The sequence below is a fragment of the Nonomuraea ceibae genome, from assembly GCF_019396325.1.
Lineage (GTDB): Bacteria > Actinomycetota > Actinomycetes > Streptosporangiales > Streptosporangiaceae > Nonomuraea > Nonomuraea ceibae.
Genome location: NZ_JAHKRO010000067.1, coordinates 41,471 through 53,262 on the forward strand (window position 1 = coordinate 41,471; position 11,792 = coordinate 53,262).

General features: G+C 73.3%; 12 protein-coding genes and 1 pseudogene. 8 read left to right on the forward strand and 5 right to left on the reverse strand.

Annotation, left to right across the window (positions count from 1 at the left end):
* Positions 1-43 precede the first annotated feature (43 nt).
* The gene (locus KME80_RS52140; RefSeq protein WP_219510238.1) at positions 44-3,406 is read left to right on the forward strand and encodes an ATP-binding protein; all 3,363 of its coding nucleotides are present in this window, start codon (positions 44-46) and stop codon (positions 3,404-3,406) included.
* Here KME80_RS52140 and KME80_RS32080 read toward each other — a convergent pair.
* Positions 3,375-3,953, reverse strand: a complete 579-nt coding sequence (locus KME80_RS32080) for a hypothetical protein (RefSeq protein WP_219510239.1) — start codon at positions 3,951-3,953, stop codon at positions 3,375-3,377. The two genes, KME80_RS52140 and KME80_RS32080, sit on opposite strands and share 32 nt — an antisense overlap.
* 149 nt (positions 3,954-4,102) lie before the next feature.
* Here KME80_RS32080 and KME80_RS32085 point away from each other — a divergent pair, with 149 nt between their 5' ends.
* Both KME80_RS32085 and KME80_RS32090 read left to right on the forward strand, forming a co-directional pair.
* Positions 4,103-4,612, forward strand: a complete 510-nt coding sequence (locus KME80_RS32085) for a DedA family protein (RefSeq protein ID WP_246646103.1) — start codon at positions 4,103-4,105, stop codon at positions 4,610-4,612.
* 75 nt (positions 4,613-4,687) lie between these two features.
* On the forward strand, positions 4,688-5,527 hold the full coding sequence (locus tag KME80_RS32090; protein ID WP_246646104.1) for a D-alanyl-D-alanine carboxypeptidase family protein: 840 nt from the start codon (positions 4,688-4,690) through the stop codon (positions 5,525-5,527).
* Here KME80_RS32090 and KME80_RS32095 read toward each other — a convergent pair.
* Entirely contained in the window at positions 5,520-5,708 is a 189-nt protein-coding gene (locus tag KME80_RS32095) for a hypothetical protein (protein WP_219510242.1), read from the reverse strand. The two genes, KME80_RS32090 and KME80_RS32095, sit on opposite strands and share 8 nt — an antisense overlap.
* Before the next feature lie 74 nt (positions 5,709-5,782).
* Between KME80_RS32095 and KME80_RS32100 the strand changes: the two genes are divergently transcribed.
* The 5 genes from KME80_RS32100 (at position 5,783) to KME80_RS32120 (ending at position 10,439) form a co-directional block, all read left to right on the forward strand.
* The gene (locus tag KME80_RS32100; RefSeq protein WP_219510243.1) at positions 5,783-6,829 is read left to right on the forward strand and encodes a LacI family DNA-binding transcriptional regulator; all 1,047 of its coding nucleotides are present in this window, start codon (positions 5,783-5,785) and stop codon (positions 6,827-6,829) included.
* A 135-nt stretch (positions 6,830-6,964) separates the two neighbouring features.
* On the forward strand, positions 6,965-7,771 hold the full coding sequence (locus KME80_RS32105) for a sugar phosphate isomerase/epimerase family protein (RefSeq protein WP_219510244.1): 807 nt from the start codon (positions 6,965-6,967) through the stop codon (positions 7,769-7,771).
* Positions 7,772-7,773: 2 nt separating this feature from the next.
* Positions 7,774-8,868, forward strand: a complete 1,095-nt coding sequence (locus KME80_RS32110; RefSeq protein WP_219510245.1) for a Gfo/Idh/MocA family protein — start codon at positions 7,774-7,776, stop codon at positions 8,866-8,868.
* Positions 8,869-8,887: 19 nt separating this feature from the next.
* Complete coding sequence (locus KME80_RS32115) at positions 8,888-9,613, forward strand: ThuA domain-containing protein (protein ID WP_246646105.1); 726 nt, start codon at positions 8,888-8,890, stop codon at positions 9,611-9,613.
* A 43-nt stretch (positions 9,614-9,656) separates the two neighbouring features.
* Positions 9,657-10,439, forward strand: a complete 783-nt coding sequence (locus KME80_RS32120; protein WP_219510248.1) for a neutral zinc metallopeptidase — start codon at positions 9,657-9,659, stop codon at positions 10,437-10,439.
* Between the two features lie 9 nt (positions 10,440-10,448).
* On the opposite strand, the gene KME80_RS32125 is transcribed toward KME80_RS32120, so the two are convergent.
* The 3 genes and pseudogenes from KME80_RS32125 to KME80_RS32135 all read right to left on the reverse strand — a co-directional run.
* Positions 10,449-10,706, reverse strand: a complete 258-nt coding sequence (locus KME80_RS32125) for a DUF4235 domain-containing protein (RefSeq protein ID WP_219510249.1) — start codon at positions 10,704-10,706, stop codon at positions 10,449-10,451.
* Between the two features lie 28 nt (positions 10,707-10,734).
* Complete coding sequence (locus tag KME80_RS32130) at positions 10,735-11,544, reverse strand: TrmH family RNA methyltransferase (protein WP_219510250.1); 810 nt, start codon at positions 11,542-11,544, stop codon at positions 10,735-10,737.
* Positions 11,537-11,792, reverse strand: a pseudogene (locus KME80_RS32135) (DUF4184 family protein); the annotation flags it as partial. The pseudogene KME80_RS32135 and the gene KME80_RS32130, both read right to left, overlap by 8 nt.

An 11,792-nucleotide genomic window follows, 5' to 3' on the forward strand; every position in this document is an offset into this window, starting at 1 on the left:
GCCTTGTGCGTGATTCGGAAGCGCGCATAGCGTGGCGGCTGACATGGTGGCGTTCCGAGTTCTGGGGCCAGTCGAGGCGTACGAAAACGACGAACTCGACCTCGGCGGGTTGCGGCAACGGGCCGTGCTCGCCCGGCTTCTCGTGGCCAGGGGCCAGGTGGTGCCCGTCGACACGCTGCTGTACGACCTGTGGGACGACGACACCGCCAAGGGCGCCCAGTCGGGGCTGCAGGTCTACATCTCGCGGCTGCGCCGGGTGCTGGAGCCGGGCCGCCCGCGCGGTGGGCCCAACCGGCTGCTGGTGACCGTCGCCTCGGGCTACGCGCTGCGGGTGGCGCCCGAGCAGGTCGACGCGCTCCGCTTCGAGCAGCTCGTCCGGACGGCGGGCGAGCACCTCGACGACGGCGACCCGCAGGCCGCGCGCGGCCGCCTGGAGAAGGCGCTGGGCCTGTGGCGCGGCACCCCCTACTCCGACTTCGCCGACCAGCAGTGGGCCGAGGCCGAGGTCAACCGGCTGACCGAGCTGCGGCTGGTGGCCCGCGAGCGGCATGCCGACACCGGCCTGCGCCTGGGCATGCCCGCCGAGACCGTGCCCGACCTGGAGGCGCTCACCACCGAGCACCCGCTGCGCGAGGAGGGCTGGCGGCTGCTCGGCCTGGGCCTCTACCGGTGCGGCCGGCAGGGCGACGCGCTGGCGGCGCTGCGCCGGGCGCGCAACATCCTGGCCGACGAGCTCGGCATCGACCCCGGGCCGGCGCTGCGCAAGCTGGAGTCCGACATCCTCGCCCAGGCGCCCGAGCTGGAGCTGGCCCCGCCGCCCCGCCCGTCGCGACCGGTGCCGCCCGCCGACACGTGGCCGCCCAGGCCCGCCACCCCGATCGAGCCGCCGCCGCTGGAGCCCGAGCCGTTCGTCGGCCGTGACGCCGAGCTGTCGAGGCTGACCACGGCCGCCGCCCGCACCGGCCGCTTCCAGGTGGCGATCGTCACCGGCGTCGCCGGGGCGGGCAAGACGACGCTGCTGCGCCAGTTGCAGAGCAGGCTGACCGCCGACGGCTGGATGACCTCCTCCGGCGCCTGCCCCGACTCCAGCGCCACCCCGCCCGGCTGGGCCTGGGTGGAGATCCTGCGCGCGCTCGTCGGCACGACCGGCGCGGGCGAGTACGCCCAGCTCCTGGCCCCGCTGCTGGACGACGCCGCGCCCGCGCCCGACGACGACGAGGTGTCCGGCGGGTTCCGGCTGCACCGGGCCGTCGGCGGCTACCTGGCGGGCGTCGCGCGCCGGGCCCCGGTGCTGCTCACGCTGGAGGACCTGCACTGGGCCGACGACCAGACGCTGGCGCTGCTGCGCGCGCTGCCGAGCCTGCTGGCCACCAGCCGGGTGCTGCTCGTGGTCACCTGCCGCGAGAGCGAGCTCGACGACCGGCAGGCCGACGTGCTGGCCGCGCTGGCCAGGCTGGGCCCGGTCCGGGTGGGCCTGTCCGGGCTCGCCCCGAAGGCCGTGGCCGAGCTGGTCCGGGCCACCTGCGTGCGCGAGATCGACGAGGACGCCGTCGAGTCGATCGTCGAGCGCACCGGCGGCAACCCGTTCTTCGTCCGCGAGACCGTCCGGCTGCTCGACGCCGAGGGCGCGGCCGACCGGGCGAGCGCGGCCGAGGTGCTGTCGCGGGTGCCCTCGGGGGTGCGGGACGTGCTGCGGCGGCGCGTCTCCCGGCTGCCCGCGGGCGCGCAGCAGATCCTGCTGCAGGCGGCGGTGATCGGCCGCGACGTGGACGTGGACGTGCTGGTCGACGTGGCCGGCGACGAGGACGCCGTGGTGGAGGCGGTCGAGGCGGCGCTGCTGGCCGGGCTGGTGACCGAGCCGGGCCCCGGGCTGCTGCGGTTCGACCACGACCTGGTGCGCGACACCCTCTACTCCGACGCCTCGCGGCTGCGCCGCACCCGGCTGCACGCGGCCGTGGCGGCGGTGATCGAGCGGCGGGCGCCGTCCGACGTGGCCGCGCTGGCCCACCACTACTTCCTGGCCGACGCCGCCGACAAGGCGGTGCACTACTCGGGGCTGGCCGCCGAGCAGGCCGAGCGGCGCTTCGCGCACCGCGAGGCGGCGACGCTGTGGGAGCAGGCCATCGCCGCCTTCGACCGCACCGGCGGCGACACCAAGCAGCGGCTGCGGCTCATGCTGCGCCGGATCAAGGCGCTGGCGCTGTGCGGCGACATGCACACGGCCCGGCTGTTGCGCCGCGAGGCGATGGACGCCGCGCTGCCGCTGGGCGACCTGGAGCTGACCGCGCGGGTCGCGGCGGCGCTCGCGGTGCCGCACAAGGGCATGGCGCGTGACTTCACCCGCACCGCGTGGGAGATCGTCGACGTCACCGAGCGGGCGCTGAGCGAGCTGCCCGAGGGCGAGCAGCAGCTGCGGGCCAGCCTGCTCACCACGCTGGCGCTGGAGCTGGAGGGCTCCTCCTCGCCCGAGCGGGGCCGGCAGGCGTCGCTGGAGGCGCTGGAGGTGGCCCGGCAGAGCGGCGACCCGGTGCTGATCGCGGTCGCGCTGAGCGGGCGGCTGCGCCAGTCCTACGACATCCCGGCCGTCGACACCCGCGAGAGCATCGGCCGCGAGCTGCTCGACGTGGCCCAGCGCTCCGGCCAGGTCGCCACCCAGGCGCTGGCCCATCTGGTGCTGCTGGAGTGCGCGGCGGCGCGCGGCGAGTTCGGCGTCGCCGACGAGCACGCTGCCGCCGCCGACCGGCTGGCCCGGCAGTACGACCTGCCGGCCCCGGCCGCCGTCCACGCCTGGTATTCCGGGCAGCGGCAGATGATCGCCGGCGACTACACGGGCGCCGAGCGGGCCTATCGCGACGCGGCCCGGATGACGGCGCGGGCGGGCATGCTGGAGGGCCGCCAGGACCTGCCGCTGATCACCACGTTCTGCCTGCACCTGGTCGACGGCCGGGCGGCCGAGACGGTCGAGCTCCTGGCCGAGGCCCACCAGCGCGGCGCGAAGTGGACCCTCGACGCCTACGCGCTGGCGCTCGCCTCGGCCGGTCACGTGGCCGACGCCAAGGCGGTCGCCGCCGTCCGCCCGCCGGTGCGGCCCGACTTCCTGTACGAGCTCGCGATGACGTGGCGGGCGCTGGCCGGGATGCTGCTCGACGACCGGGAGCGAATGGTCGACTGCTACGACAAGCTCAAGCCGTTCGCCGACCGGGTGGCGGGCGCCGGCACCGGGGTCGTGGCGCTGTGGCCGGTGGCGCTGACGCTGGGCGACCTGGCGATCCGGCTGGGCCAGCCGGCCGCCGCCCGCGAGCACTACGGCAAGGCGCTGGAGGTGGCGCACCGGATCGGGGTGCCGCGCTGGGTGGAGGCGGCGCAGCGCTCGGTCAGCAGCTCACCTGGAAGCGGTCGCTCCTGATCGCCTCGCGCCCCTCGGCCTTGAGCTCGACGCGATACCAGCCGGGGTTGGCGGAGATGGCCGGCTCCCAGGCGGCGCTCTCCTCGGCTCCCGCGAACCCGGAGTAGTGCACCAGGTAGGTGCCCCAGGTGTTGGTGCCGGGGTTCCAGCGGGCCAGCCGCCAGCGGTAGGAGACGGCCTCGTCGGGGTCGGGGTTGACGATCACCGTACGGGCCAGGAACGTCTTCAGGCAGTCCGGCGCGCTGTCGAGGGCGGTGACCGTGACCTCGCCGGGCACCGCGGCGGGCAGCGCGGCGGGCAGCGCGGCGGGCAGCGCGGCGGGCACCGTGGCGGGCAGCGCGGCGGGCACTGTGCGTGCCGGCAGGGTGACCGCCCGGGCGGGGGCGGGCGCGGGCAGCGGCGCGGAGCTCGCGGCGCCGTACGCGGTCAGGCCGGCGTAGGCGGCGGCGAAGGCGAGGGCCGCCACGAGGAACTTCACCGCGCTCGCCGCGCCGGTGGCCAGTGCCGTACGGCTGCTTCTCGTCGCCTTGCTCAACCCGGTCAACACGGTCAGCACCTCTCTTCGCTCACCGCCCAGCGTGGGGCACGGGTATTGAGCGTCGCTTGTCACACGCTTGCAACCTGCCTGTGGCGGTAACGTAAGGGGTGAACTAAGGTAAGCCTGACCTAATGGTTTGGCGTGGGGGGAGTCGGCTCATGGCATCACGCGTTCTGGCCGTCCCCGCGCCCACCGACCCCTTCCTGTTCGGGATTCCCTACTGGCTGGTGGGGGCGATCCTGATCCTCGCCCTGTTCGGAGCGTTCCAGGTCTATTACTGGGTGGGCCGCAGGCTCGGCGAGAAGCTGTACGACTCCCGCATCGGCGTCAAGGTGGGCCGCGAGCGGATCGAGAAGGTCGAGCGCGTCGTCGAGCGGTGGGGGGCGTTCGCCGTCTACGGCTGCTTCTGGGTGCCGATGCTGCGCCACACGCTGCCGTGGGTGGCCGGTGCGCTGCGGGTGTCCTATCCGTGGTACGTCGTGGCCAGCGCGCTGGGCTGCCTGACGTGGGCGCCGATGTGGTGGTTCGGGCTGACGGCGCTGGTGTGGGGCTGGTTCCGGATCGCCGCGTCCTCGCCTGTCACGGCCGGGGCGCTGGCGGTGGCGGCGGTGGCCGGGGTCGTGGTGATCGTGATGCGGCGCAGGAGGAAGCGGACCTTCGTCGGCTGACGCTTTCCGGTTGTTTTCCCCTTTCGGGGTGGGTTTGGCGCGCCTCCGGGTGGTTCGGATGCCACGATGTCCGTCATGTTCGTCATGCGAATCGCGGCCTGTATAGGTTCCGCGCTGCTCGTCCTGATAGCCGGGACTCCGGCGTACGCGGCGGATACGCCCACCGTCAAGGCCAAGGTCGGCTACGTGGTCGACTCGGCGGGAACGATCCACTTCGGCAAGCGGGAGACCGCTCGGGTGCCGATCGCCAGCCTGGTCAAGGTGATGACCGCCTACGTGGTGCTGCGCGAGGCCCGGCTGGGCGACACGGTCACCGTGACCGCCGCGGACGTGCGTCACGCGGTGCGCAACGGCGCCACCTCGGCCGCGCTCAAGAAGGGCGAGCGGCTGACCGTGCGCGACCTGCTCTACGGGCTCATGCTGCCCTCGGGCGCCGACGCGGCCCACGCGCTGGCCCGCCGCTACGGGCCGGGCACGAACGCCTTCGTGCGCAAGATGAACGCCACCGCCCGCGTGCTCGGCCTGGACGACACCCGCTACACGAACGCCGACGGCCTGCCGAAGCCGTCGCTCGGCGGCTATTCGACGGCCGTGGACCAGGCCGAGCTGGCGCGCCGGGCGCTGGAGAACCCGGTCTTCCGCACGATCGTCGGCCGCGAGGTGCACCGGGTGCCGAAGACGTCCGCGCACCGGGCGCACACCTGGCGCAACACCAACAAGCTGCTCACCCGGGCCGACGGCGTGACGGGGGTGAAGACCGGTTACACGCGGGCGGCGGGGTTCTGCCTGCTGTTCGCGGGCGAGCGGGGCGGCAGGCAGGTGGTCGGCGTGCTGCTGAACGACCAGGACGAGCGCCGTTTCAGCACCGCCGAACGGCTGCTCGACCATGCCGGCAGCCAGATCGAGGTCAGCTGACCGGCATGCCCGGACAGGCGGGGTCGAGCCGGTCGGCCGTCACCCGGAGCGTGTAGGCGAGCCGCACCCGCACCCGTCTCCTGTCGCGGGAGTGCTTCACCGGCGCGTCCGGCAGCGCCTCGGTCAGCGTGTCCGTGTGTCCCAGCGCGCTCTGATGAGCCAGTACCTGCATGGCGTCCATGACACCTCCTTAATCAATTAAGACCTTAATTGATTAAGGAGGGCTCCGGCAAGGGATTCCGATACCGTTGGACGATGGCCAAGGTCACGCTGCAGACGATCGCCGACAGGGTGGGCGTGTCGCGGGCCACCGTGTCCTACGCCTTCTCCCGGCCCGACCAGCTCAGCGACGGGCTGCGCCGGCGCATCCTGGAGGTGGCCGACGAGCTGGGCTACGCCGGGCCCAACGCGACCGCGCGCTCCCTGCGGCTCGGCCGGGCCGGCGCGCTCGGCCTGCTGTTCAGCGAGACCCTGCCCTACGCGTTCGCCGACCCGTACGCGGTCGGGTTCTTCCAGGGGCTGGCCGCCGCCGCCGAGGACGCGGGCGTCGGGCTGCTCATCCTGCCGCTGCCGCGCGGCGAGCAGCGCCCGGTGCCGGTGCGTGACGCGGTGGTCGACGCCTTCTGCGTGGTCTCGCTGCCCGACGGGCACCCCGCACTGGCGGAGGTGCTGGCCAGGAAGCTGCCGATGGTGGTGGTCGACGAGCCGTACGTGCCGGGCCACCCGTTCGTCGGGATCGACGAGCCGGCGGCGGGGGCGCTGGCCGCCCGCCACGTGCTGGAGCTGGGCCACCGGCGCGTCGGGGTGGCGATGGTGGGCCTGCACGACGACGGCCGCACCGGCTGGGCCGACCCGGCGCGGCAGCGGGCGGCGACGTTCGAGGCGATGCGCGGCCGGCGGGGCGGCTACGAGAGCGCCTGCGTGGCCGCCGGGGTCGACTGGGCGGGCGTGCCGTTCTACGAGCTGTCCCGCAACTCGCGGGAGGCGGGCCGGGAGGCCGGGCACGCGCTGCTCCGGGCCGACCCTCGGCCCACCGCCGTCCTGACCAACACCGACGTGCTGGCGCTCGGCATCCTCGACGCCGCCGCCGACCTGGGGCTGCGGGTGCCGGAGGACCTGTCGGTGGTCGGGTTCTCCGACAGCGCGGCGCAGGAGGCCGGGCTGACGACGATCCGGCAGGCCAAGCAGGAGATCGGCGAGAAGGCCGGGCGGCTGCTGCTGTCCGACCCGCCGGCCGCGCCGGAGCGGCTGATCTTCCCGCACGAGCTGATCGTCCGCTCGTCCACGGCGGCGCCTCACTGAAATTTCAGTGAAATAATGGCCCCCTCACGCCACCAAAAGGTACGAATTCCCCGCGAACACCCCATTGACGCCCCTCTGACGGGCACGTAAGTTCACTGAAAAGCCTCCGAAAATCGCAATCGCGCGAGGAGACGTGTGAACACGATCGCGTTCATGGGAGCCAACTTCGTCACCAGGGAGACCGGCAGCCGCATGCCCGCCCCCGGCTGGGGAGAGGCCGACCGGGTCACCAACGAGCGGTTCGCCCCGCTCGACGGCTTCGCCGGGCGGTTCGGCGGCATCGTCGCCGAGGTCGCCGGGCTCGGCTTCACCTCGATGGACGTCTGGACCGCCCACCTGAACCCGGCCTGGGCCACCGACGAGCACCTGGAGATCGCCGCCGGGCTGCTCGCCGGCCACGAGCTGTCCGTACCGAGCCTGGCCGGGTCCGCCGGGGCCGACGTGGCGTACTTCCGCGGCCTGTGCCGGATCGCCCGCGCCGTCGGGGCGCCCGTCATCGGCGGGATGGCGCCCGTGCTGCGCACCGACCGCGAGGCGGTGGTGGCCGCGCTGGAGGAGCACGATCTCCGGCTCGGCGTGGAGAACCACCCCGAACGCACCCCCGGGGAGTATCTGGAGGCGATGGGCGACGACGCCGGCGGCCGGATCGGCGCGGCGCTCGACACCGGCTGGTTCGGCACCCACGGCTACGACGCCGCCGAGGCGATCAAGGCGCTCGGTGACCGGATCTTCCACGTGCACCTGAAGGACGTGGCGGCGCCCGGCGGCCACGACACGGTGGCGCTCGGCGACGGCTGCGTGCCGGTGCGGCGGTGCGTGGAGGAGCTGCGGCGCATCGGCTACACGGGCACGATCAGCATCGAGCACGAGCCTGAGGACCGCGACCCGATCCCCGAGGTGCTGACGTCGCGCGAGCGGCTGCGGCAGTGGCTGGAGGCGTGAGCATGGAGACCACCGACGCGACCACCGACGCGACCACCGGCGTGGCGATCGTCGGCTGCGGCAACATCGCCCAGCGCTACGCCGCCGACCTCGCCGGCTACTCCGAGATCGAGCTGCGCGGCGTCCAGGACGTCGACCCGGCGCGGGCCGCGCCCCTGGCGGCGGCGCACGGCGTGCGCGCCTACCCGTCGCTGGACGAACTGCTGGCCGACCCGGGCGTCTCGATCGTGGTCAACCTGACCGCGCACCACGCCCACTACGAGGTGATCCGCCGCTGTCTGGAGGCGGGCCGGCACGTGCACAGCGAGAAGCCGCTCGCCCTGCGCTACGAGGAGGCGGCCGAGCTGGTCGAGCTGGCTGGCAGGAAGGGGCTGCGCCTGGGCGGGGCGCCCGCCACGTTCCTCGGCGAGGCCCAGCAGACCGCGCTCAAGCTGCTGCGCGAGAACGCCACCGGCCGGCTCAGGCTCGTCTACGGAGAGGTCAACTGGGGGCGCATCGAGACCTGGCACCCGGACCCGGTCGGCTTCTACGAGGTCGGGCCGCTGTTCGACGTGGGCGTCTACCCGCTGACGATCGTCACGACGGCGCTCGGCCCGGCCCGGCGGGTGACCGCGTTCGCCTCCGTCGTGCACCCCGAGCGGACGCGGCTCGACGGGCGGCCGTTCACGATCACCACGCCCGACTACGTGGTGGCCAACGTCGAGTTCGACGGCGGCGTCCTGCTCCGGCTGACCTGCGACTTCTACGTCCCCGGTCACGGCACGCGGCAGCACGGGCTGGAGTTCCACGGCGACACCGGGTCGCTGCTGCTGCGCTCCTGGCACGACTTCGACTCCGCGCTGGAGGTCGCCGCCTTCGGGGAGGAGCCGCGTCCCGTCGAGCCGCTGCGGCCCGCGTACCGGGGCGTGGAGTGGGGCCGAGCCGTGCGGGACCTGGCGGCGGCCGTCCGCGAGGGTCGGCCGCACCGGGCCACCGGGCGGCAGGCCGCGCACGTGGTGGAGATTCTCTGCGCCACCCGCGCCTCCTACGAGCAGGGCAGGCCGGTGGAGCTGACGTCGGTCTTCGAGCCTCCCGCGCCTCTGGATGGGTACGCCTGATCTGGACGAGGGGAGCAAGATGCGGATCAGAGTGACCGTCTGGAGCGAGAACTACCACGAACAGCGCGAAGAGGACGTACGCCGCCGCTACCCGGACGGCATCCACGGCGCGATCGCGGCCGGGCTGAACGCGCACCTGGGCGGCGAGGCGCGGGTGCGCACCGCCGTGCTCGACGACCCCGAGCACGGCCTGTCCGACAAGGAGCTGGCCGAGACCGACGTGCTCACCTGGTGGGGGCACATGGCGCACGAGGAGGTCGCCGACGAGGTCGTCGCCCGGGTGCGGCAGCGGGTGCTAGGCGGCATGGGGCTGGTGGTGCTGCACTCCGGCCACTACTCCAAGATCTTCCGCAGCCTGATGGGCACCACCTGCACGCTCAACTGGCGTGACGCGGGCGAGCGCGAGCTCGTGTGGACCGTCGCCCCCGGCCACCCCATCGCCCAGGGCGTGCCGCGCCCGCTGGTGATCGGGGAGCAGGAGACGTATGGCGAGCCGTTCGGCGTCCCGGAGCCGGACGAGCTGGTGTTCATCAGCAACTTCAGCGGCGGCGAGGTGTTCCGCAGCGGCTGCTGCTACACCCGCGGCCGGGGCCGGATCTTCTACTTCAGCCCCGGCGACCAGAACTATCCCGTCTACCACGATCCGGACGTGCACCGGGTGCTCGCGAACGCGGTGCGCTGGGCCGCGCCGTCCGCCCCCGTCGGCCCGCCCCTGGACAACGCCCACACCCCCATCCACTGGTAGCGCCCTTGCCCTGTTGACCTTGCCAGCCCTAGTGTCACGCCTTGTGAAAATTCGCGTGATCGCCGCGCTGAGCGCCGCCGCTCTGCTGCCGTTGACCGGCACCGCCGCGGCGGCCTCCGGCCAGGACCCGGTCGAGGGCGCCGACCTCGTCGCCAACGCCCTCTACGAGGCCGGCCCGCTCCCCAGGAGCACGTGCGCCGAGAAGCCCGTCAAGCGCAACGACAAGCCGATGGCCAGGGCCTACATCAACGCCGTCGTCGCCTGCCTGGACAGGACCTGGGGCAAGCACCTCACCGCCGCGGGCCTGGAGTTCCAGAAGCCGCGGGTGAAGTATCTGGCCAAGGTGCCCAAGGGCTACTGCGACCTGGAGATCGACAACTACAACGCGCAGGCGTACTACTGCGAGAAGAACCGCACGCTGATCTTCCAGCTCGGCAAGGACTGGCTCGACGACCCGCACGACCTCTGGCTGTTCAGCATCACGTCCAGGATGTACGGGATCCACGTGCAGGAGCTCGTGGGCATCGGCGCCGCCCTGGACGAGGAGTCCTACGACGACGACGCCGAGGAGCGGGAGCTGGTACGGCGCTACAGCCTGCAGTCCGACTGCTTCGCCGGCGCGTTCATGAAGAGCGTCTGGCCGCTCAAGGGCCGCTCCGGCAAGGACTGGAAGACCTCGCTGAACCTGCTCCTGGGTGACGAGCCCGGCGACGATCGGGTCTACGGCAAGACGGCCAACATCCGGGCATGGACCAAGCGCGGGTTCGCCACCGGGAACCCCGGGTCGTGCAACACCTGGACGGCCTCGGCGTCGAAGGTCGCCTGACCGCCGCCGTCAGGTCCTGCCCGTCACGGCGCGATGCCGGAACGTCTGCGCGCCGGCACGGTGCACGGCGGCCTTGACCAGGCCGAACAGGGCTCCCTGGATCGCGGCGGCGACGAGCACCTCCGTCCAGCCGCGTTCCAGGTCGCCGGCGTCCGGGGCGTCGTCGTCGCCGGACACCAGCTTCCACGTCCGCTTGAACATCGCGGCGGCCAGGGCGCCGCTGAGCATTCCCGTCCCGAGCGAAAGAGCCTTCTCCACAGCATGCATGGCTGTGTCAGTGCCCCGTGTGGCGGCTCTAAACGGTTTCGCGCATCAGTCCATGGCAGGCGATCGCGGCGGCGGCGACGACGTTCAGCGAGTCGACGCCGGCGGCCATCGCCGTCGGGCTCATCGCGATGCACACGGCCTCGTCGGCCTCGTGCAGCCAGCGGGACGACAGGCCGTCGCCCTCGGCGCCGAGCAGCAGCGCGACCCGGCCGCCGAGCTTGACCCGGTCGATCGGGGTGACGGACTGGTCGGGGGTGAGGGCAAGGGTCTGGAACCCGGCCGCGCGCAGCTCGTCCAGGCCGGTGAACCAGTTGTCCATCCGGGCGTACGGGATCGAGAAGACGGCTCCCATGGAGACCTTGACGGCGCGGCGGTAGAGGGGATCGGCGCAGCGGGGCGACAGGACGATGCCGTCGACGCCGAGGGCGGCGGCGCAGCGGAAGATCGCGCCGACGTTGGCGTGGTCGACGATGTCCTCCAGGACGACGACGCGGGCGGCCGGGGCGAGCACCGTGTCCAGGGCGGGCAGGGGCAGGCGGGCCAGGGAGGCGAGGGCGCCCCGGTGGACCTGGAAGCCGGCGATGCCCGACATGATCTCGTCGCTGACGACGTACACGGTGGCGTCGCCGAGGACGTCGGCGAGGGGCTGGAGCCAGCGGCCGGTCGTCAGGACGGACCGGACGGGGTAGCCGGCGGCGATGGCGCGCCTGATCACCTTCTCGCCTTCCGCCAGGAACAGGCCGCGCTCGGCTTCGAGGCTCTTGCGGAGCTCCACGTCGCGCAGCCGGGTGTAGTCGGCCAGGCGGGGGTCGGCGGCGTCGGTTACGTACTCAAGCACCTTCCGATACTGCCACGAGCCGCCTGAGCTGCCAGCCGACGGCGTAGCAGACGAGCACCAGGCACAGGCCGACGACGGTGCCGGCGCCCACCTTGGTGATCACGGCGGGCAGCCCGTACGCCGGGTTGGGCTCGTCGACCAGCGGCCAGACGAACGCGCCGGTCAGGATGCCGGCGGCGCCGCCGGTGAGGACGCCGCCGCGCACGCGGGCGGAGACGCGCAGGCGGCCGGGGACCCGGGCGGGGGGG

Coding starts and splice junctions, on each gene's coding strand:
- KME80_RS52140 (WP_219510238.1), top strand. CDS start 44: ATGGTGGCGTTCCGAGTTCTGGGGCCAGTCGAGGCGTACGAAAACGAC.
- KME80_RS32085 (WP_246646103.1), top strand. CDS start 4,103: ATGGCATCACGCGTTCTGGCCGTCCCCGCGCCCACCGACCCCTTCCTG.
- KME80_RS32090 (WP_246646104.1), top strand. CDS start 4,688: ATGTTCGTCATGCGAATCGCGGCCTGTATAGGTTCCGCGCTGCTCGTC.
- KME80_RS32095 (WP_219510242.1), bottom strand. CDS start 5,708: ATGGACGCCATGCAGGTACTGGCTCATCAGAGCGCGCTGGGACACACG.
- KME80_RS32100 (WP_219510243.1), top strand. CDS start 5,783: ATGGCCAAGGTCACGCTGCAGACGATCGCCGACAGGGTGGGCGTGTCG.
- KME80_RS32110 (WP_219510245.1), top strand. CDS start 7,774: ATGGAGACCACCGACGCGACCACCGACGCGACCACCGGCGTGGCGATC.
- KME80_RS32115 (WP_246646105.1), top strand. CDS start 8,888: ATGCGGATCAGAGTGACCGTCTGGAGCGAGAACTACCACGAACAGCGC.
- KME80_RS32125 (WP_219510249.1), bottom strand. CDS start 10,706: ATGCATGCTGTGGAGAAGGCTCTTTCGCTCGGGACGGGAATGCTCAGC.